Below are 21,357 nucleotides of genomic sequence, written 5' to 3' on the forward strand. Positions count from 1 at the left end.
GGATCGGTTGCTGGACCTGAGCACGCCGCTGGGGCCGGACAAGCTGCTGGCCGAACGCTTGCACGGCTCCGAGCAGTTGAGCGACGGTGGCTTTGCCTTGCAAGTGGATGCGCTGTCCGACGATGCGCACATCGCGTTGAAAACGCTGATCGGCCAACCGGTGCAGCTGACATTGCAAACCGCCTTGGGCCGCGACGAACGCCGCGTCTGGTGCGGGCTGGTGTCCGAGGCGCGCTTCGAAGGCGCCAACGGCGGCTTCGCCCGCTACCGGCTGCGCATTGAACCGTGGCTGGCGCTGCTGCGCCAGCGGCGCGACAGCTATGCCTTTCAGGACCAGTCCGTGATCGACATCGTGGACAGCGTGTTCGGCGATTACAGCGGGCAAGGCGCGGTGGCCGCGCAATGGCGCTGGGAATTGAAAGACCGCGACGTCTACGCCAAGCGCAGCCTGACCATCCAATACCGCGAAACCGATTACGCCTTCGTCGAACGGCTGCTGGCCGAGGAAGGGATGTTCTACTGGGTCGAGCACGAGGCGGGCGACGGCGAGCCGGGCACGCATACCGTCGTCATTGCCGACCACAACGGCGCCTTCAAAAGCGGCCCGCAAGACAGCGTGAAGTTTCAACGCGCCGACGCCACCGAAACCGAGGACACGATCCAGGCGTGGCGCAAGCGACGCGCGTGGCGCACCAATGCGCTGCGGCTGGCCACCTGGGACTACCGCGCCATGCAGGCCCGCCAGGTCAGCGCGCAGGTGGATGACAAGGTGCCGAACACGCTGGAGCTGGCCGATGCCGATTACCCCGGCCAATACCTGTTCGAAGACGGCAACCAGGGTGACCGCCTGGCGCACAACGCGCTGGCTGCGCTGCGCGTGGGCCAGTCGCTGTACGAGGGCGCGGGCACGGTGCGCACGCTGGCGCCAGGCTTGCGCTTTGCGCTGACGGGGCACTGGGCACCGTCGCAAGGCGAAGGCAGCGATTTCGTGGTGATGCGTATCGAGCACGAGGCGCGCAACAACTTTGACGAAAGCCTGGGGCAAGCGGTGGCAGCGGCCCTGGGCGCGGGTGGAACCGCGGCCACTCCGGCCGATGGCAATTCCGAAACCGACTTCTATCGCAATCGCTTCGACGCCATTGCCGCCACGCTGGAATACCGGCCCCGCACGCGCGACGGCCATGGCGCGCGGTTGCATCCCCGGCCCACGGTGCACGGCGCGCAGACGGCCTTGGTGGTGGGCGCCAAGGACCCGGTCCATACCGACCGCGATCACCGCATCAAGATCCAGTTTCATTGGCAGCGCGGCAGCGCGTCCAGCAATCGGCAGACGCACCCGGCAGGCGACGATAACGCCCCGGCGGCGGACGCGCTGGGCACCTGGGTGCGCGTGGCCGAACCCGTGGCGGGGTCGGACTGGGGCGGCCACTTCATTCCGCGCCTGGGCCAGGAAGTGCTGGTGCAGTTTTTGCACGGCGACATCGACCGCCCCGTTGTGGTGGGCGCTTTATATAACGGCGCGGGCGCGGAGAACGCGGCCAACAATCAGGTGCAGGGCGGCGCGGCCAAGGCCACGGGCAATGCGCCCGCATGGTTCGCGGGCACGCAGGACGGCCATGCGCACAACGTGGTGATGTCGGGCTTCAAGACGCAGGCGCTGGCGCAAAGCGGCCAGGGCATGGGCGGCTACAACCAGCTGGTGCAGGACGACACACCGGGGCAGTCGCGGTTGATGGCTTCGACCACGCAGGCGGACGCCCGGCTGAGCCTGGGCCACCTGAAGCAGCAGCGCGACAACGAACGGCTGTCGGACCTGGGCCATGGCGCCGAGCTGGCCACCAGCGAGGCGCTGGCCCTGCGCGCCGGTGAAGGTTTGCTGATCAGCGCCGACAAGCGCGAAGGGGCAGCGGGCGGCTTGCTGGATAGCGGAGAAGCCATCACCCAGATGGAAAAATCCATCGAGCAGGCCGGTGAATTGTCCAAGGCAGCGGCGCGCCAGGAAGCCGCGTTGCCCGGCGATGCGGACAAGACGCGCGCGCTGGATGAGCTGGACGCGGTGCGCAAGATCATCGAAGGCACGCAGGCCGAGCAGGACGTGAACGTGCCGGCCTACACGCAGCCGCACATCCAGGTCAGCGCGCCCAAGGGCATTGGCCAATACACGCCGCACAACGCCTACACGGTGGCGGGCACCACGTTGTGCCAGGTGGCGCCGGACGTGAACTGGGCGGCGGGCGCGAATCTGGCGGTGTGCGTTGCGCAAGGCGTGGTGTTGTTCACCAAGGGCTTGGGCGGCAGCGGCCGGGCGGTGCAGGAACAAGGCATCCGGCTGCACGCGGCCGGCGGCAAGCTGCGCCTGCAAAGCCAGAAGGCGCGCATGCGGCTGATCGCCGAGAAGGCGGTAACGCTGGTGTCCGCGCAGGGGGCTGTGGATGTGACGGCATCGAAAAAGGTGCTTGCCACGGCGGCGGGGGCCTACATGCGTATCGAGGGCGGCGGCATTCAGTTGCACGCGCCCGGCAAGGTCGAGTTGAAGGCGGGTGTGCACAACTGGGTCGGCCCACAAAGCGGGGCGGGACCGGCGCAACCGCCGCAAGGCGAACTGGAAGGCTGCGCCGCCGCGCTGGAAGACGCGGCAGGCAGCGGGGCGTTGGCGGCATGACGACCGTTGCGAAACAACCGGCCGCCGCGCCAGGGCAATCACGTGTCGCGGCGACCCCGTCCGGCGACGCGCGTGGAGAGGCCGCGCCGCCCGCCCACGCGCGCGCTGACGCCGCCGTCGAACAGGCCATTGCCGGGCTGCGCGCCGTGCTGGACGCACGCCCCAGCCGCCGTGTGCTGCTGCTGTGCGATTCCACGCTGGCCGATCCGCTGGCGGACGATATCGCCCGCGCCGCGTTGCGGCGGCGGTCGGTGGACCTGCTTTCGCAAGGCGCATCCGCGCCGCCCCTGTACCTGGCCGAAGTGCCGGACGAGATCGCCGATGAACGGCTGGTCAATGCCAGCATCCGATTGGCGGTCGACGAAGCCATGCAGCCCGCGCCCGCGGTCAAGCGCGCGCGCTCGATGTCGGCGTGGCTGGCCACGGACCTGCCGCTGGCCGAAGTGGCGCAGCGCCTGATCTTGCGCGCGCGTTTGCGCGATGCCCAGGGTCGCATGCGCATCCTGCGGTTCTGGGACCCGCGCACGACGCAATTCCAAAGCGAGCTGTATGCGGGCTGCGCGCCCGCGTCATGGATCGCGGGCGCGACCTGGATGAGCATTGACGGTTTCGCGCGCTGGCAGGCGTTGCCGGACTTGCCCGGCCCAATGCAGACGGCCACGCCGGATTGGCCCCGGCTGGCGCGGCTGGGTCAGGTGAACGCGGTGCTGCAACGCTTGAACGCGGGTGGCCTGACTGTTGGCCCGGCGGCACTGGAGCCGATACGCCGTGCGCTGGACGCAGCGGCCGACTGCGGCATCAAAGACGACGAAGACGCCGCCCTGTTCGCGGCCTGGCGCGTGCGGCTGGATGCGCCGCTGGAACGTGCGCCGTCGTTCGCCGCGCTGCTGCGCGAGGTGCAGGAAGAGGGCGGCCGTCTGCGCAGCGCGGTCGAAGACATGGACGATGAGGATTGGTGGAGGTTTGCGCGGCAGGCGCAGGCCCCGGAGGATCGACAAGCATGACGACTGACTACGACGCGCTTCCCTGCAAGGGCAAGTTTTGCGGCCGGCCGGGTTTGCCGATCCTGCCGATGCGGATCGGCTACGTGCCGGGCGGCAAAAACGATCTGCCCAATGGCGTGTACGCGGATGCCGAGCTACATTACGAAACCATGCGCCAGGGCGCCTACATGCTGCGCGCCATCACCGCCGGCTATGTGTACGTGTGGGACCCGCGCCGCAGCTACGGCTGGCGCGCGTTTGCCGCCACGGCCACCGGCCAGATGAAAGAGGTGCCGGTGGACGACGACAACCGTCCGTCCGAGCAACCCACGTTCACCTGCACGCGCGAAGGGCATGGCCTGGAATCCGCCTTGATCAACGTGGAAGCGCCGGCCAATGCGTCGCGGCCGGTGTGGGTCGGCTATTCGCGCGTGTGGTGGACGCGCGATATCCGCCGCGAACTCACGCGCAACGAACGCTGGCGCAGCAAGATCATGGTCGAGCTGGATGCGCGCGCCGTCTGGGGCGGTGGGCATCCCAAGCCCGACACGGGCTACCGCGTGACGGCGGACGGCGCCAACCTGGCCGCGCATTCGGTTGAATTCCGCGATGCCGCCGGCGCCGCGACGCTGTTCAACAACACGCTGAGTCCGGCCGTGTCCACCTTCGGCGGCAAGGCCGGCGCGATGGCGGAAAAGATGCGGCAGATGTCGTCCAAGGGCGGCGTGGTGCTAGCGCTGCGCGACCCCGTCGGCTTGCTGGCGGACATCTCCACGTGGCGCAACAAGCGCATGGGGGAACTGGCCGAACACCATCTGGACCCGACGCGGCTGCGCGAAGTGGGCGTGGCGCAGATCATCCAGGGGCTGGAAAAGCAGATGGACGCATCGGGCGATGAGATCAAGCGGATGCACCAGCGCATCAACATGAGCAAGGTCACCAAGACCATCCGCGAGAACCGCGCCAGCATCGACCGCATGAAAGACCTGATCGAAGGCGCGGGCAAGGATTGGGCGTGGTGGTATGGCCGCGAAGCGTTCTGGATGACGCTGAAAGCGTACTCGCCCAACGACGCGGCGGCGGGCGCGCGGCTGGAAGAGGACCTGGCGCTGTGCGTGGACGGCGCGGGCGCGGTCCACAGCGAACACAAGGCCATCGACGAATCGCTGAAGGAAGACGACAGGGACGGGCTGTACGAGGCCATCTGGCGCGGCCTGGCCTCGAACGACGGCGAGCTGCTGGCCTTCCTGCAAAAAGAAGCGCGCGGCAAGTTGGCCAAGCAGGTGTCCACCGTGCGCAAGATGATCAAGAGCTATAACGACTGGCTCAAGGAGCGCCGGACAAAGGGCCTGCCGACGCCGACGCGCGCGGCCACCACGGCCATCGGCCGGTTCATGGCGACGCAGCTGTTGCGGCTGACGCTGGCGCGCGACCCCATCGCGGAACGGGTGGCGGCGCGCGTACAGATGACGATGGCGGCGCGCATGAACACCGTGTTGGTGGTGCGCAGCCACACCACCACGGTGCCGCGCATGATCGCGGATATGCACAACATCATCTGGGATTCCAAGAACCCGTCGTTGGAGATCACGGCGGGGGGCGGCGTCACCGCAACCCAGCACATGAGTTCGGGCTGGATCGGCACGCAATCCGAGGCTTCGCGGCCGGTCACCGTCAACTACGTGATTCCCGAAGAAGTCGATGCGCAGCTGAATGCGGCGCCGGCGGGGCGGCCACGGCCGACGCCCACGGCAGCGCCGCCGTTGGGCCTGCCCGCGCCACCGCCGATGCTGGCGTTGCCCGCGCCTACGATGTCGCCGATGGCGGGGCTGATCAAGTACGCCAAGTCGCGCGACGCACAGTTCGCGGGCGCGACGGGGGTGATGGCGCTGGTGGCGATTTACACGTCGGTGTCGGATCTGAACGCCGCGCAAGCCCTTGGCGATGCGAAAAAAGAACGCAAGGCCTGGTTCGGCATCACCACGGGCGTGCTGGGAGTGGGCAGCGTGGCGATTGAAGTCACGACGGGCGCAATTGGCGCCCGGGTTGGCGCGAACACTGCGTTCACGATGAACCTGCGGCTGAACTTGCGGCTGGCCACGTTCCGCACGGCGGGCGCGGTGTTCGCCACCGCCGCGACGTTCGTGGACAGCGCCAACAACGCCATGAACGCCAAGGACCAGTACGACGTGCACAACTATGAAGCGGGCGGGGCCTATGCCACGTCGTCCGCGTTCTTGTTGATGTCCAGCCTGACCGGCGTGGCCACGGCGGTGATCGCCGTGGGCGGCGCGTTCAGCACGGCCGGCGTGGCGGCGGGCGCGGGCGGTTTCGGCGGGGCGATGGTGGGTTTGACCAGCGGCGGCACGGTGCTGCTGGGCATTCCGGTGTGGGGCTGGATCGCGCTGGGGTTGTGCCTGCTGGTGGCCGGTCTGTACTTCAAGTTCTGGGGCGACAGCGCGACCGAAAGCGAGCTGGAGGTCTGGTATACGCGCTGCTGCATGCGCGCGGAAGAATTCGAAGGCGTGCAAGGCCGCGAGCTGTATCCGACCCGCGAAGAAGAACTGGAAGATTTCAACACCGCGGTGTTCGGCGTGCGCGTGACGCTGCAATGGTATGGCTTCTGGAGCGGCGAAGTGGCGGGCCGCGACCGGCTGCTGCTGGAAGTGACCATGCCCGGCTACACGCAAAGCAGCGACTACGCGTACTGCCTGAAACTGGGCGGCGCCGGCGTGACGGCCGTGGTGTCCAGCCGGGGCTCGCCCCGCGCGCAGGACCCGGAACTGCAACCGCGCGCGCCCTCGCAGGCGCAGATGGTGGCGGGTCGGCCCGACCCCCGGACGTGGATGGACAAGGTTGATGATTATGTGGATGGCCTGAGCGCGCGGCCGGGCTGGGCCGACATCTGGCGCTGGGTTCGCAAGGACCGTAGCCAGGCTATCGAATTCACGGGCAAACCGTGGGAAGATTCGGTGCAGTTCCAGGTTCACAATGGCTACGCGACGCTGCGCACCGAGGTGCTGGTGGACGACGACATCTTCACCGAAGCGTTTTTGAAGATCGAGTTCTGGCCCGATCCGGAACGCATGCCGGAAGTGCGCGCGTTGCCGGTGGGCAGCGATGGCACCAATCTCGTGAAAGCAAAAAATTGACAGGGTTCAAGCATGCAGAGCAATGAAGGCATCCAGGCCGCCGTATATACGCGCTGGCACCAGCTGTCGGTGCCCTTGGGCTTTGCGCTGGCCGCCGGCAGCTTCATGCTGATCGTCTTTAACCGGGGGCCGATGGTCATGGCGATTGTGCTGGCCGTGCTGGGTTTGCTGGTGCCGCCGCTGATTGCCTTTCGTGGCTTTCCCACGCGCAATGCCGTCAAGGTCACGCCCGACGGCCTGGAGTTTTCGCGGCGCGGGCCGATTGCGTTTGCCGATCTGAAAAGCTGGGGCACGGACGATTATCTGAAACTGATCCGCCCGGGCTTGCCCACCCTGCTGGTCAGCCCGGTTGACCTGCCCAGCCGCGAGCGGTTGCTGCGTGACTTCGAGCAGGCCTTGAACGCCTGGCAACAGCGCCAGCCCGCTGGCGCCGAGCGCGCGCGACGCACGCACTTCTATGGTTCCGCCGGGGGCCGCGTGGTGGGCGGGTTCATCACCGCGGTGGGCGTGGCGGCGGCAGCGCTGGCCATGAACCTGCGCGAACCGTCGATCTCGTTGGCAATCGTGGGGGGGCTGGGCGCACTGTTCGGCCTGACGATGCTGCTGGGCAGACGCGGCTGAAAGCGCCGCCTGGGGCAGTACAAAATGTTGCTTGTCGCCCCGCATCCCCTTGCTAGCATGGTTCAGCCGGAATCACCCGGCAGAACGATGCAATAGTTGGAGGTTGCCATGAACTCAAGAACAATGATCAACCGGATGGCCGTGGTGGCGGCGGCAGGGGCGCTGCTGGCGGGCTGTGCAACGCAACAGCAAACCAATACCGCGGTCGGTACGGGCGCGGGCGCGGCGGTGGGCGCCGGCATCGGCGCGTTGATCGGCCACGGCAAGGGCGCGGCAATCGGCGCGGGCATTGGCGCCGTGGCGGGCGGACTGGTCGGCTACAACTGGAAGGTGGTCAAGGAAGATGTGCAGCAGTCCGGCGCATCCTCGTTGGGCATCGACGTGGTCGAAATGCCCGATGGCAGCCTCAAGGTCAACATCCCCAGCGGCGTGTCGTTCGACACGGACAAGACGCAGCTCAAGCCGGCCCTGCTGCCGGTGCTGGACAGCGTGGCCCGTTCGCTGAACCAGCATCCCGAATTGCGCACCAAGGTGGTCGGCCATACCGACAGCACCGGCGCGCTGGCGCATAACCAGACGCTATCGATCAACCGCGCCAAGAGCGTGACGGACTACCTGGCAAAGCAGGGCGTGGCGTCCGGGCGCATGGCGGTGGAAGGGCGCGGCCCCAGCGACCCGATCGGCGACAATGCGACCGCCGAAGGGCGCGCGCTGAATCGGCGCGTGGAAATCTACTTGTACGCCGTCAAGCAATAAGGTCCGTCTCATGAGCATGCTTCCCCCCGCCCGTATCGGCACCGATACCGCCGTGGCCGCGCTGACCGGTTGGCAGGCCGCGGCCACGCGCGACGCCATTGAAAAGCGCTACCGCTTTCCGAACTTCAACGCGGCTTTCGGGTTCATGGCGCGCGTGGCCATGTTCGCGGAAAAGCTGAACCACCACCCGGAATGGACCAACGTCTATAACCGGGTGGACGTGACGCTGACCACGCATGACGCGGGCGGAGTGACCGAGCTGGACGTGCGCATGGCGCAGTTCATGGACGAGGCGGCTACGCAGATGGGCGCCACGGCGCCGAAGTCGGACGCCTAGCCGTCGCTGTCCGCTGCCGCGTCTTCGCGCGCTTGCAGATGCTCGATCAGGCGATCGAGCATCTGGCCCAGCGCGCGCTGTTCGTCGGCATCCAGGCAGCCGAATATTTCGTCGTTACGGCGCGCGATCAAATCAATGATGCGTTGATATTGCGCCATGCCCTCGGGCGTGGGCGTGAGCACCACGCCGCGCCCATCCGAGGCCGACAACGTTTTTTCCACCAGACCGCGTTCCACCAATGCCTGCGCCGACCGGCTGGCCTGGCCTTTGTTCAGGTTGGCCGCGCGCGCCAGGTCATTGACGGACAGCGGCGCGTAGCGCCCGATGGCAGCCAGGCAGCGGGCTTCGCCCAGGGGAATGCCGCAGTCTTCCAGGTAGGCGCGATTCGTGTCCCGGTCCGTGATCTTGTTGAGCACGTGCAGGCGATACGTCAGGAATCGTTCCAGGGCAGGCGGTTTCACGTCGGGCGGGCGGGGGTGGTGGTGGTGGCGGTGGCGGTGGCGGCGGGATAGTTTGCCACAGCGGCCTGGTCCAGGCAGGCGCTTTCGGCCTGCGCCAGCAGCGCCAGCGCCGTGTCCGCGTGGGGCTGGCGGGACAGCAGCGACAAGCCCAATATCGAAAGAAACAGCGGCGCCTGGGATTCGCCCACGCGCGTCAGCGCTTGCGCCATGGCGGTGTACACCTGGTCTAGATCGTCGTTGTTCATGCTTGGCCTTCCTGGGTTGCGGACTGGGCGATCGAAGGATAGTAGGGCGCCAGCGCGGCGCGTAGCTGCTGGGCGTCAGGCGTGGACCAACGGCCCAGCACATAGCCGTCCGGGCGGATCAGCGTGACCAGGCCGTCGGCGGCGCCATGGCGCTGGCGCAACTGCCCATGCGCGTCGTCCAGACAGCCAGAGCCCGAGCCCGAGCCCGATCCCGCCCCGGCGCCCACCTGCACGATCTGCAAGGGGTGCGGCGCGCTTTGCGTGGCCGTGGCCAGGGCATTCAATTCGCGGGCCAGCGACGCGTCGGGCGATACCGCCAGCAGCACGAAGCCCCGGCCGAAACTCTGGCTCAGGTAGCGGACAGCCGGGCCGTCTTGCAGCTGCGCATCGGGCACGGGTTGGCCGGGGGCGGCGGCGGGGCCGGCTTGCGGCGCGCCGTCGTGCAGGTTCAAGGGCGAGGCGTCGTACGAAATAGGCGCGGACTGCCGGGGATTGATCAGCGGGCGCACCGCCTCGTCCACCAACGCCAGCCGCAACGCGGCTTCGCGCATCAAGCGAAAGCCGAAGTCCGGCGGCGCCATGAATTCCGTGCTCTTGGCGCCATAAGCCAGGTTCTGGCGGGTGGCGTGCACGCGTTCGATGCTGTAGCTGTCCAGCAGGCTGTCCGGGGCCTGGCCCTTCAAGACCCAGGCCAGTTTCCAGGCCAGGTTGCCGGCATCGTCCAGGCCGGAGTTCAGGCCACGCACACCGAAGATGGGCACCAGGTGGCCGGCGTCACCGGCAAACAATACGCGTCCGTGGCGGTACTGCGCCAGCGTCAGGCACTTGGCGTTGTAGACCGAAATCCACAGGGCTTTCCACGGCGCGGTTTCGCCGATCATGTCCAGATGGCTTTGCACGCGCGGCAAGACGTTTTCCGGTTTGACGGCTTCGTCGGGGTCTTCGTCGTCGCGAATCTGGTAGTCCACGCGCCACACGTTGCCGGGCTGGCGGTGCATCAGCAGGGTCGAACCGGGGTTGGACGGCGGGTCGAACCAGGCCAGGCGTTCAACGGGGCGGGTCGATGCCTGTTCGATGTCGACGATGACGTAGCAGCCTTCGTACTGCATGCCTTCCAGCTTCAGCCCCATGGCCTCGCGCACGGTGCTGCGGCCGCCGTCGCAGGCAATCAACCAGTCGGCGCGCACGGTCTGGCGCGAGCCGTCGGTGTCGATCTGGACCGTGACGCCATCGGCGTCGGCGTGCAGGCCGGCCACGCGGGCCGACCACTGCAACGCGGCCAGATCGGAGTGGCGCTGCATGGCCTGATGCGCGTATTCCTCCACCGAGTATTGCTGGATGTTGACCATGGGCGCGTAGCGCTGCAAGGGGTCGTGCGGCATCTGGAAGTGCAGCACTTCGCGGTCGCGGTAGTAGCTGCGCCCGCCCGTCCAGGCCAGGCCGGTTTCCATCAGCGGCTTGTCCGCGCCCACCCAGCCCAGGATTTCCTGCGAGCGGCGGGATATGCAGATGGCGCGGCTGCCGCTGCAATAGTCGTCGTCTGCCTCGACCGTGAGCGAGGCGATGCCGTACTCGGCCAGCAGGGCGGCCAGCGTCAGGCCGACCGGGCCTCCGCCGGCAATCAACACGGGTACATGCGCGGGTAGCGGCATCTTGTCTCCAGGATATTTGGTTGTTTGCGCAACTATATTCTTCATAAGTTGCGCGCGCAACTACTTTGCTGGGACGTAAAAAAACCCGCCGGATCGAATCGGGCGGGTTTCTCGAAAAGGGCGCTGCGCGCTTAGTTGCGCACGCTTAGTTGCGCACGTTATAGATGCGCATCGCCTGCTGTTTCTGGTTGGCGTCCATGACGCGCAGCACCACCACGCGGGCGTTAAAGCCGTCGGGCAGCTTCAGCTGGCCCAGCGCGTAGTCGTAGCGGTCGACATTCAGCGTGGGGCCTTCCGGGGTGACGGTTGCGGCGCGGCCATTGGAATAGCTGCCTTCGATGCTGAACGTCAGCGTGCCCTTGAACGGCGCGCCGGTGCGCTCTTCGCGCATTACCAGAACCTGGTAGTCAAGCTGGCCGGGAGCGCGCTTGAACGTGGCCGAGCGGATGCCCAGGTTGCCGCCGCGCGGGTCCGGCGGCATGGCGTCCTGGAACAGGACCAGTTCTTTGTTCAGCGTATCGATCTTGGCGCGGGCATCGGCCAGGTCGGTGGTCAGCTTTTCGTGGCCGGACTTATTGGCGTCGCGCTGTTGGGTGGCTTCTTCCAGCTGGGTTTGCAGGCGCTGGCGTTCCAGGTTGGACGCGCTGAGCTCGCTATGCAGGGACTCGGACTGCTCGACGGTCAGGCGTTGCGGGCCGTAGTTCGTTTGCAGGAAGAGCACGCCGCCCGCACCCAGGGCAATTCCCACCAGCAGCAGGACAAGCCAGCGCGGCAGGCGCCGCGTGCGTTGACCGGGTTGGTACACGGAGGGCTTGAATACAGCCCGTTGCGATCTTCCAAACATCCCCATTCCTAGAAAACTTCCTGTGTATGTGCTTGTTCGCGCGGGTGCCCGCGCGCGCCAAAGCGTCAGAGAATACCCCGTTAGCCGGGGCGGTTGGGTGCGCGGACAAGCCTGGTTGCGCACCTTGATATTGTGAAATATGTGAGCGTCAGCGTGCTGCTGCGAGGAGCTCCGCGTCCAGATCGGCAAGCCGTTGCGGGGTGCCGACATCGACCCAGCGGCCGTCGTGGCGTGCGCCGCGCGCCAGGTTTTTGGCCATTGCCTGCCGTAGCAGGGGCGCCAGGGGCGCCGCCGTGCCGCGCTGGACATCCGCGAACAACGAGGGATGGTAGACGCCGATGCCTGCGTAGGTCAAACGCGGCTCGCCGTCGGCATGCAGGACGCCATCGGGCGATAGCCGGAAATCACCGGTCGGGTGCTGCACGGGGTTGTCGACCATCAACAAGCCCACGCCACCATCCGGCGCATTGGCCGCCAGGGACGGCGCCTGCGCGGGGTCCCAGTCGCACCAGACGTCGCCGTTCACAACCAGGAACGGCGCATCGCCCAGCAGGGCAAGCGCCTGGGCGATGCCGCCGGCGGTTTCCAGCGCGGTGCCTTCGGCTGAATACCGAATCTGCACGCCGAAAGCACCGCCATCGCCCAGCGCGCGTTCGATCTCGTGGCCCAGCCAGGCATGGTTGATGACGATCTGGCGGATGCCCGCCGCCGCCAGCCGTTCCAGATGCCAGACGATCAGGGGCTTGCCGCCCACCGCCAGCAGGGGCTTGGGCAGCCGATCGGTCAGCGGGCGCATGCGTTCGCCGCGGCCCGCGGCAAGAATCATGGCTTGCATCAAAAGGTGTATCCGACGCTGACCTGGCGGTCGTCCAGTTGGTCGAGCAGGCGCAGAAGGGGCGTGAAAACGCCGTAGCGCTGGGCCACCTGACGGACGTAGCCGTTCATGCGCGGCATGTGGGCCAGGTAATGCGCCTTGCCGTCGCGGTGGTTCAGGCGGGCGAATACGCCCATGATGCGCAGGTTGCGTTGCAGGCCCATCCATTCGTAGGCGCGATGGAATTCGGCAAAGTCGGCGTCCACGGGCAGGCCCGCCGCGCGCGCCATTTCCCAATAGCGGATGGCCCAGTCCAGCTGCTGCGGTTCTTCCCAGGTGGTGCGGGCGTCGGTAACCAACGAGGCCAGGTCATAGGTGATGGGGCCCACCAGCGCGTCCTGGAAGTCGATGACGCCCGGGTTGGGACCGTACTGCGGTTGGTCGCACACCATCAGGTTGGGCGAATGAAAGTCGCGATGCACCAGTACCTGCGCCTGGCCGCCGTTGCTGGTCGACAGCAGGGCGAAGATCTTTTCCAGGGCGTTGGCGGTCTTGTCGTCCAGCGTGACGCCGTGGTGCTTGTTGACGTACCACTGGGGGAACAGCTTGAGCTCGTCGGCCAGCCGGTTGGTGTCGTACGTGGCCAGGCCGCGGGTGGACGCCTGTTGCAAGCGCACCAGCGCGGCCAGTGCCTCGCGGTACAGCGTTTGCAGTTCGCTATCGGAAATGCCGGCCTGGATGCGCTGATAGTAGGTTTGCTCGCCCAGGTCGGACAGCAGCAGCAGGCCCTGGTCCAGGTCCTGTTCCAGCACCTGGGGCACGTTCAGCCCGGCTTCGGCCAGCAGTTGGCCCACGTGCAGGAAGGGGCGGCAGTCTTCGTGCGCCGGCGGCGCGTCCATGACAATCAGGGTGCGCTCGCCGGCGTCCAAACGGAAATAACGGCGAAAACTGGCGTCGGCGGAGGCCGGGCGCAGCGTGTCCACGGCCAGGTTCAAGGCTTTGGGCAGGCTTTCCAGCCAGTTGCGGATCTGCACCAGGCGGGGGTCGTGATCGTTTTTCAAGGAAGATCCGTGTCAGAAGGGCAATATTGCTGAAATTTGCGTTCGGCGCACATAAGGCTGGGCGTATGGCGCGGCTTCTCTATAATACCGGCTCGTTTACACCAGCATCGGCCGTTTTCCGCCGCCGATGCCAGGTTTTCCCATCGTCAAAAAGGGCTGTTTTCACTCGTGCGCAAGGTTCGGTGGTTGATCCTCTCTGCTGTCAGCGTGGCCGCCGGAGCCGTCCAGGCTCAAGGCAGCCAAGGTTCGACTCCCGCGGCGTCCGCAGCAACCGCGACCTCCGCGGCCCCCGTGTTGCGTACGTCGCCGGGTCTGCGCATTCACCGCCTGCCCGATGAAAGCATCCCCGCGTACCTGGAAGCCGACAGCATCGAGGGCGACCCCGATTCCGACCTGACCCTGAACGGCAGCGCGCAAGTGCGCCGCATCGATGGCGTCATCAAGGGCGACCGCATCAACTACCGCAAGGACACCGGCGAAGTCGATGTCCAGGGCAGTGCGCGCATGATGCGCGACGGCACCTTGGTGACTGGCCCCAACGCCAAGTTCAACGTCGACAAATATTCAGGCCAGGTCGAAAAGCCCAACTTCTGGATGGGCGCCACCGGCGGCTTCGCCGTTGCCGAACACGCCGACATCTTCAGCAAGTCGCAGATGCGGCTGCATACGGTCACGTACAGCGGCTGCTCGTGCGAAACGCCGTCCTGGTACATCAAGGCCAACACCGTCGACATCGATTTCGACGAAAACGAAGGCGTGGCGCGCAACGGCGTGCTGTATTTCAAGGACGTGCCGATCCTGGCGTCGCCCTACATGACCTTCCCGGTCAAGAAAGAACGCAAGTCGGGCTTCCTGATGCCGACGTATGGCACCACCAGCCAGGGCGGCTTCGACATTTCGCTGCCGTACTACCTGAACCTGGCGCCCAACTACGACATGACGGTCCAGCCGCGCTACTTTTCCAAGCGCGGCATGCAGCTGGGCGGCGAATTCCGCTACCTGGGCTCGTCCTATCTGGGCACCCTGGACGGCACCTACCTGCCTAACGACAACGTCACCAGCGAAGACCGCTGGATGTACTGGTGGCGCCACCAGCAGACGTTCTCGCACGGCTTCTACGCCGACTGGGACATCGCCAAGGTTTCTGACGACGACTACTTCCGCGACATCTCGCAGTTGGGCCTGAACCAGGCGTCGACCACCTACCTGCCGCAGCGCGGCCGCGTGGGTTGGGCCTCCAACTACTGGAGCACGTACGCACAGGTCTACAAGTACCAGACGCTGCAGGATCCGGACGCGCCGCTGGTGCCGCCGTACGACAAGGAACCCGAGTTGTACCTGCGCGGTGCGCGCTATGACTGGGGCGGTTTCGACGTTGACTGGACGTCTACCGCCGTGCGTTTCCGCCGTCCCGATTTCGGCTCGACCGTTCGCTACCCCGACGGCGACCGCTTGCAGTCCTACCCGACGGTGTCGTACCCCATCGTGCGCCCGGGCTGGTTCATCATCCCCAAGGCGGGCGTGAACTACACCCAGTACCAGACCAAATGGTATGGCGTGGATGCGCTGGGCCTGAACGGCGGTTCGGCCGACGGCCTGCCGCGTTCGCAATCGCGCACCGTGCCGATCATGTCGCTGGACGCCGGCCTGATCTTCGAACGCGACACGTCGCTGTTCGGCAAGGCGTCCACGCAAACGCTCGAACCGCGCCTGTACTACTTGCGCGTGCCGTACCGCGACCAGTCCAAGATGCCGGTCTACGACACATCGCTGGCCGACTTCAGCTTCTCGCAGGCCTTCGAAGAAAACATCTACACCGGCGGCTGGGACCGTATCTCGAACGCCAACCAGCTGACGGCCGCCTTGACCACGCGCTGGCTGGACGCCAATACCGGCTTCGAGCGCATGTCGCTGGCCGTGGCGCAGCGCCTGTATTTTGAAGATCAAAAGGTCACTCTGCCGGGCGAAACGCCGCGTGAAAACGTGCGGTCCGACTTCCTGGTGGGCGCCAGCGCGGCACTGACCGACACCCTGAGCACCGACGTGGCCGCTCAGTACAATCCTTACCAGAACCAGTGGTCGCGCGGCTTGGTCAGCGCACGCTGGTCGCCGCAGCGCCTGACCACGGTGGCGCTGTCGTATCGTTATCAGCGCGATCCGCAACCGGGCGTTCAGTATCAGCCCCAGGGCCAGAACCAGGTCAGCCTGGCGTTGCAATGGCCGTTCAACAAGCGTTGGTACGGCGTCGGTCGCGTGGATTATTCCTTGCGCTCCGGGCCGTCCAGCACGGTGGCCAACACGACGGAATCTCCCCGTGTCACGCAGGCCATCGCCGGCGTCGAGTACAAGGGCGATTGCTGCTGGGTGGGCCGCGTGGTCTACCAGCGCTATGCTGTATCGGCAACGGACGCGAACTCCGCTGTGTTCTTCCAGCTTGAGCTGACCGGTCTGGGCTCCCTGGGAACCGACCCGATGAACCTGCTGAACAGAAGTATCCCCGGCTACACCAGCATTACACCGCCCGTGCCGGCTGGGACCACATTTGAAAGGTATGAATGATGCGTAGGTTGCACTCTTTGCGCCGCCTGTCCGGCAGTGCGCTGTTGTTGGCCTTATGCGCCGGCCTTCCCGCCGCGCACGCGGCCGAGCCAACAGGCCGGGCCGCGAACAATGGCGCCAAGGCCGCGCCCGCCGCTCAGAAAACCACGCCGGCGCCCAAGGGCGAGCAGTTCGTGGACGGCATCGCGGCCGTGGTCGACAAGGACGTGATCACGTTGCGCGAACTGCGCGACGCGTCCATCCGCATTTCGACCGAACTGAAATCGCGCGGCATCCAGGTGCCCGACGACCAGACCTTGCAGCATCAAGTGTTGCAGCGCCTGATCATGGAACGCGTGCAACGCCACGAAGCCGACCGGCTTGGCATTCGCGTGGACGATGCCCAGGTGGACCAGGCCATCCAGACCATCGCGGCGCGCAACAAGATCAGCGTGGCGCAACTGCGCGGCGAAATCGAAAAGTCAGGCACCAATTGGGATACCTACCGCAAGTCGCTGCGTGACGAGATCCGCACGGATCGCCTGCGCCAGCGCGCGGTGGATTCCACCATCGTCATTTCCGACACCGAAGTCGACGCGTTCCTGAAGGACCAGCGCCGCAACCCGGCGTTTGGCGCCGCGCCGCAAGCGCAGCAGCAGCCACAACCGCAGGCGCAGCCCGAGCCCGCGCCCGAGCAGGCCGCCGCGCCCTCGGGCCCGATGCTGTACGCGCTGGCCCAGATTCTGGTGCGCGTGCCGGAAGGCTCCACCCCCGAACAGCTGGCGGTGCTGCGCAAGAAGGCCGAAGACATCCTGGCGCGCGCCAAGCGCGGCGACGATTTCGCCAGCCTGGCGGCAGCATCGTCGGATGGCCCCGAAGCCTTGCAAGGCGGCGTGATGGGCGTGCGTCCGCTGGACGGCTGGCCCGACCTGTTCGTCAAGGCCATCGGCAATCTGCAAAAGGGCCAGGTCAGCAACCTGATCCAAAGCGGCAACGGCTTCCACATCATCAAGGTGATGGACCGCGGCACGGCCCAGCCGGCGCCTGGCCGCACCGCGCGCACGCCCGCCCCCACGCCGGCACCGCAGCCCGCCGCGCGTCCGCAAGCGCCCGCGCAGCAAGGCCCGACCAAGGTCATGCAGACCCGCGCGCGCCACATCCTGATCAAGACGTCTACCGTCATGAGCGACGAAACCGCGCGCCAGCGCCTGGAACAGGTGCGCCAGCGCCTGGTGTCGGGCGGCGCCAAGTTTGAAGACATGGCGCGTCAGTACTCGCAGGATGCGACCGCGCCGCAGGGCGGCGAACTGGGATGGTTGAACCCGGGTGAAACCGTGCCGCCGTTCGAAGCCGCCATGAACGCGCTGAAGCCGGGCGAAATCAGCCCGCCGATCCAGTCGCCCTTTGGCTGGCACCTGATTGAAGTCGAAGAACGCCGCGAACACGACGCCACCGACGACCTGGCCCGCATGAAGGCGCGCCAGATTCTGTTCGAGCGTCGCGCCCAGCCTGCTTTTGAAGACTGGCTGGAGCAATTGCGTGCTCAGGCTTACGTCGACAACCGGCTTGAAAAGCAGCAAAAGATCCAGCAGAACAACCGCTAAACGCATTACGGGCTTTTCATGTCTCAACACCAGGCGCGCAAGCGCTTCGGCCAGAACTTCCTGACCGACGAAAGCGTCGTCGAGTCCATCGTCCGGGCGGTTGGCCCCGCCCGTGACGATGCCGTGGTCGAAATCGGCCCAGGGTTATCTGCCTTGACCCGGCCGCTGCTAGAGCGTCTGGACCATCTCACCGCCGTGGAAATCGACCGCGACCTGGCCGCGCGCCTGCGCAAGCAGTTTGATGCGTCGCGCCTGACCGTGGTCGAAGCCGACGCGTTGACGGTGGATTTCTCGCAATTCGGCAGCGCGCTGCGTGTGGTGGGCAATCTGCCCTACAACATTTCCAGCCCGCTGCTGTTCCATCTGATGACGTGGGCCGACCACATCCGCGACCAGCATTTCATGTTGCAGCGCGAGGTCATCGACCGCATGGTGGCGCAAGCGGGCTCCGGCGATTTCAGCCGCTTGTCCGTGATGTTGCAGTCGCGCTATCGCATGCACAAGCTGTTCGATGTGCCGCCCGAAGCGTTCGATCCGCCGCCCAAGGTGGTGTCGGCCATTGTGCGCATGGTGCCGCTGCCGGCCGACCGCCTGCAACCGGTCAGCGTGCGGGCCTTTGAAACCGTGGTGGCGCGCGCCTTTTCGCAGCGCCGCAAGATGCTGCGTCGCGTGTTGGCCGACTGGGCGCCGCAAGTGCCCTGGGAAGCGCTGGACATTGCGCCGACCGCGCGCGCCGAGGACATTTCGGTGGACCGGTATATCCGCCTGTCGGATGCGCTGGTGGCAGCGGGACTGCTTCAATAAGCGCAAAGCGCGGAGCGCTTCAAGCGGGCGTGGCGCATGCCACGCTATCCGCGCCACGCGCGTCACAACATGCGTTTTTGCGCGGCCATCCATAGCTGCATGACGTCGCGCGCACGCTCGGCAAGCAGCTTTTCCGCATCGGCCAGTGCTTGTTGCAACGTGATGGGACCGGGCGCCAAACTGAACGCGGCGCTGATGCCGCCGGCGTGCAGCGCTTCGTAGCCCTCACCCAACGACCCCGCCAGCGCCACTACCGGCACGCCGGCCTGCTGCGCGATCTTGGCCACGCCCGCCGGGGTTTTGCCGCGCAGCGTTTGCGCGTCCATGCGGCCTTCGCCGGTGAACACCAGCGTGGCGCCTTCGATGGCGTCGGCCAGGCCGCCAAGCTCGGCCACAATTTCCACGCCCGGGCGAAAGTGCGCCTGCAAGAACGCCTTGGCCGCAAAGCCCAGGCCACCCGCCGCGCCCGCGCCGGGTTCGTTGCGATGGTCCACGCCCAGGTGGCGCGCGCACACATCGGCAAAATTCGACAGCATCTGGTCCAGCGCCAACACCTGTTCCGGCGTGGCGCCTTTTTGCGGCCCGAACACGTGCGATGCGCCATGCGGGCCGCACAGCGGATTGTCGACGTCTGACGCGATATCGATGTGGATCCTGGCCAGGCGCGGATCCAGTCCGCGCGTGTCGATGGCGGCCAACTTGCCCAGCGCGCCGCCACCGGGCGGCAGGCTGTTGCCGCCCGCGTCCAGCAGGCGCACGCCTAGCGCCGTCAGCATGCCGGCGCCCGCGTCGTTGGTGGCGGACCCGCCCAAGCCCAGGATGATGCGCGTGGCGCCCGCGTTCACGGCCGCCAGCATCAGCTCGCCCACGCCGTGGCTGCTGGCGCGCATCGGGTCACGCTTGGACGGCGAGATCAGTTCCAACCCCGCCGCTGCTGCCATTTCGATCACGGCCGTGCCGTCTTCCAGCAGGCCCCATACGGCGTCAACCTTGTAGCCCAGCGCGTCGTTCACCGTCAGCTGCTGTTCCTTGCCGCCGGTGACGGCCAGCACGGCTTCGACCGTGCCTTCGCCGCCGTCGGCCATGGGCACGCATATCGTGTGGGCGCCGGGGCAGGCGGCTTTCACGCCGCGCGCAATGGCCGCCGCCGCGTCGGGGGCGGACACGCTTTCCTTGAAGGAGTCGGGAGCAATGACGATTTTCACGGGTTGGGGTCGCCTCGTAATCGGTGGGAGTAAGGGCTGGAGTAACCGCTGGAATAACTGCTGGAGCAAGGGCCATGATACCCGCGCCGACGCAGGCGGCGTACCATAGCGCTTTCGTTGTTTTTGCGAGAGTGGACCGTCATGCCTGTATTGCGCCGCACCAAAATTGTTGCCACCTTGGGCCCTTCGACTTCGACGCCCGAACGCATTGAAGCGCTGATCCGTGCGGGCCTTGACGTGGCCCGTTTGAACTTCTCGCACGGCAGCGCGGACGACCACCGCGACCGCGCGCGCCTGGTGCGCGACATTGCCGCCAAGCAGGGCCGTTTCGTCGCCATCATGGGCGACCTGCAAGGCCCCAAGATCCGTATCGCGCGCTTCACCGACAAGCTGGTGCAACTGCACGTCGGCCAGCCATTCACGCTGTCGCGCGTGCATCCCAAGGATGCGGGCACGGCCAGCATCGTCGGCATCGATTACCCGGAACTGGTCACGGATTGCCGCGTGGGCGACGAACTGCTGCTGGACGATGGCCGTGTCGTGCTGGTGGTGGACCGCGTCGAAGGCGATGAAGTCCACACCACCGTTACGGTGGGCGGCCCGCTGTCGAACAACAAGGGCATCAACCGCCGTGGCGGCGGCTTGTCCGCGCCCAGCCTCACCGACAAGGACCGCGTCGACATCAAGCTGGCGGCCGAAATGGAACTGGATTACGTGGCCGTGTCGTTCCCGCGCTATGGCAGCGACATCGACGAAGCCCGCGCCCTGTTGGCCGAGGCCGGCAGCCAGGCATGGATCATCGCCAAGATCGAACGCGCCGAAGCCGTGGCCGACGACGAAGCGCTGGACTCGCTGATTCGCGCCAGCGACGGCGTGATGGTGGCGCGCGGCGACCTGGGCGTGGAAGTGGGCGACGCCGAACTCGTCGGCATCCAGAAGCGCATCATCCAGCACGCGCGCACGCTGAATAAGGTGGTCATCACCGCGACGCAGATGATGGAATCCATGATCTCCAGCCCCATGCCCACGCGCGCCGAAGTGTCGGACGTGGCCAACGCGGTGCTGGACTACACCGACGCCGTGATGCTGTCGGCGGAAAGCGCGTCGGGCCAGTATCCCGTTGAAACCGTGCAAGCCATGGCGCGCGTTTGCCTGGGCGCGGAAAAGCACCCGACGTCCACCGTGTCGCATCACCGCATGGGCGAGACCTTCACGCGCTGCGATGAAACCATTGCGCTGGCGGCCATGTACGCGGCCAACCACTTTCCGGGCGTCAAGGCCATCATCGCCTTGACCGAAAGCGGGCACACGCCGCTGATCATGTCGCGCATCCGTTCGGGCGTGCCGATCTACTGCTACAGCCCGCACAGCCTGACGCAGAACCGCGTGGCGATGTTCCGGGGCGTCTACACCATTCCGTTCGCGCCGTCGGACTACGAACCGGCCGAACTCAGCGAGGCCGCCATCGACGAACTGCGCAAGCGCAACCTGGTCAAGACGGGCGACTGGGTCATCCTGACCAAGGGCGATTTCTACCGCGACAGCGGCGGCACCAACGGCATGAAGATCCTGCTGGTGGATTGACCCGGGCTGGCGGGGCCGCGACCCGGCCCCGCAC

General features: G+C 66.5%; 17 protein-coding genes. 10 read left to right on the forward strand and 7 right to left on the reverse strand.

What is annotated here, in order from left to right; translation table 11 throughout:
- Positions 1–7 precede the first annotated feature (7 nt).
- The 6 genes from DVB37_RS03765 to DVB37_RS03790 all read left to right on the forward strand — a co-directional run bounded on the left by DVB37_RS03765 (position 8) and on the right by DVB37_RS03790 (position 8,511).
- On the forward strand, positions 8–2,662 hold the full coding sequence (locus DVB37_RS03765; RefSeq protein ID WP_371683105.1) for a type VI secretion system Vgr family protein: 2,655 nt from the start codon (positions 8–10) through the stop codon (positions 2,660–2,662).
- Entirely contained in the window at positions 2,659–3,666 is a 1,008-nt protein-coding gene (locus DVB37_RS03770; RefSeq protein ID WP_240434034.1) for a DUF4123 domain-containing protein, read from the forward strand. Before DVB37_RS03765 ends, DVB37_RS03770 begins: the two co-directional genes overlap by 4 nt.
- On the forward strand, positions 3,663–6,797 hold the full coding sequence (locus tag DVB37_RS03775; protein WP_120153889.1) for a T6SS effector BTH_I2691 family protein: 3,135 nt from the start codon (positions 3,663–3,665) through the stop codon (positions 6,795–6,797). The genes DVB37_RS03770 and DVB37_RS03775 overlap by 4 nt, the downstream gene beginning before the upstream one ends.
- A 12-nt stretch (positions 6,798–6,809) precedes the next feature.
- Positions 6,810–7,418: a hypothetical protein gene (locus DVB37_RS03780; RefSeq protein ID WP_046807635.1), complete on the forward strand. Its 609-nt coding sequence runs from the start codon at positions 6,810–6,812 to the stop codon at positions 7,416–7,418.
- Between the two features lie 108 nt (positions 7,419–7,526).
- A complete protein-coding gene (locus tag DVB37_RS03785; protein ID WP_046807634.1) occupies positions 7,527–8,174 on the forward strand; it encodes an OmpA family protein in 648 nt (215 codons plus the stop codon).
- Between the two features lie 10 nt (positions 8,175–8,184).
- Positions 8,185–8,511, forward strand: coding sequence for a 4a-hydroxytetrahydrobiopterin dehydratase (locus tag DVB37_RS03790; RefSeq protein WP_046807633.1), 327 nt, complete (start codon positions 8,185–8,187; stop codon positions 8,509–8,511).
- Here the strand turns inward: DVB37_RS03790 and DVB37_RS03795 are convergent.
- The 6 genes from DVB37_RS03795 to DVB37_RS03820 all read right to left on the reverse strand — a co-directional run bounded on the left by DVB37_RS03795 (position 8,508) and on the right by DVB37_RS03820 (position 13,588).
- The gene (locus DVB37_RS03795) at positions 8,508–8,972 is read right to left on the reverse strand and encodes a MarR family winged helix-turn-helix transcriptional regulator (protein WP_120153891.1); all 465 of its coding nucleotides are present in this window, start codon (positions 8,970–8,972) and stop codon (positions 8,508–8,510) included. The genes DVB37_RS03790 and DVB37_RS03795 overlap by 4 nt on opposite strands.
- Positions 8,969–9,217 (reverse strand): hypothetical protein, encoded by a 249-nt coding sequence (locus DVB37_RS03800; protein ID WP_120153893.1) that lies wholly within the window; start codon positions 9,215–9,217, stop codon positions 8,969–8,971. The genes DVB37_RS03795 and DVB37_RS03800 overlap by 4 nt, the downstream gene beginning before the upstream one ends.
- On the reverse strand, positions 9,214–10,869 hold the full coding sequence (locus tag DVB37_RS03805; RefSeq protein ID WP_120153895.1) for an FAD-dependent monooxygenase: 1,656 nt from the start codon (positions 10,867–10,869) through the stop codon (positions 9,214–9,216). The genes DVB37_RS03800 and DVB37_RS03805 overlap by 4 nt, the downstream gene beginning before the upstream one ends.
- Positions 10,870–11,014: 145 nt before the next feature.
- On the reverse strand, positions 11,015–11,713 hold the full coding sequence (locus DVB37_RS03810) for a DUF6776 family protein (RefSeq protein ID WP_046806505.1): 699 nt from the start codon (positions 11,711–11,713) through the stop codon (positions 11,015–11,017).
- Positions 11,714–11,861: 148 nt separating this feature from the next.
- Positions 11,862–12,548, reverse strand: a complete 687-nt coding sequence (murU, locus tag DVB37_RS03815; RefSeq protein WP_120153897.1) for an N-acetylmuramate alpha-1-phosphate uridylyltransferase MurU — start codon at positions 12,546–12,548, stop codon at positions 11,862–11,864.
- On the reverse strand, positions 12,548–13,588 hold the full coding sequence (locus DVB37_RS03820; protein WP_120153899.1) for an aminoglycoside phosphotransferase family protein: 1,041 nt from the start codon (positions 13,586–13,588) through the stop codon (positions 12,548–12,550). The genes murU and DVB37_RS03820 overlap by 1 nt, the downstream gene beginning before the upstream one ends.
- 168 nt (positions 13,589–13,756) lie before the next feature.
- On the opposite strand from DVB37_RS03820, the gene DVB37_RS03825 reads away from it, so the two are divergent.
- From DVB37_RS03825 to rsmA, 3 genes are read left to right on the forward strand one after another with little or no spacing between them, the layout of a single operon-like run.
- Positions 13,757–16,147 carry an LPS-assembly protein LptD gene (locus DVB37_RS03825; protein ID WP_120153901.1) on the forward strand — a complete coding sequence of 797 codons (2,391 nt, stop codon included), beginning with the start codon at positions 13,757–13,759 and terminating at the stop codon, positions 16,145–16,147.
- Entirely contained in the window at positions 16,144–17,730 is a 1,587-nt protein-coding gene (locus DVB37_RS03830) for a peptidylprolyl isomerase (RefSeq protein WP_120153903.1), read from the forward strand. The genes DVB37_RS03825 and DVB37_RS03830 overlap by 4 nt, the downstream gene beginning before the upstream one ends.
- Before the next feature lie 18 nt (positions 17,731–17,748).
- Positions 17,749–18,534, forward strand: a complete 786-nt coding sequence (rsmA, locus tag DVB37_RS03835) for a 16S rRNA (adenine(1518)-N(6)/adenine(1519)-N(6))-dimethyltransferase RsmA (RefSeq protein WP_046806500.1) — start codon at positions 17,749–17,751, stop codon at positions 18,532–18,534.
- Between the two features lie 62 nt (positions 18,535–18,596).
- On the opposite strand, the gene DVB37_RS03840 is transcribed toward rsmA, so the two are convergent.
- On the reverse strand, positions 18,597–19,739 hold the full coding sequence (locus DVB37_RS03840) for a glycerate kinase (RefSeq protein WP_120153905.1): 1,143 nt from the start codon (positions 19,737–19,739) through the stop codon (positions 18,597–18,599).
- Positions 19,740–19,880: 141 nt separating this feature from the next.
- On the opposite strand from DVB37_RS03840, the gene pyk reads away from it, so the two are divergent.
- Complete coding sequence (pyk, locus tag DVB37_RS03845; RefSeq protein WP_046806498.1) at positions 19,881–21,323, forward strand: pyruvate kinase; 1,443 nt, start codon at positions 19,881–19,883, stop codon at positions 21,321–21,323.
- Positions 21,324–21,357: the final 34 nt, after the last annotated feature.

This window comes from Achromobacter sp. B7 (assembly GCF_003600685.1).
Lineage (GTDB): Bacteria > Pseudomonadota > Gammaproteobacteria > Burkholderiales > Burkholderiaceae_B > Achromobacter > Achromobacter spanius_B.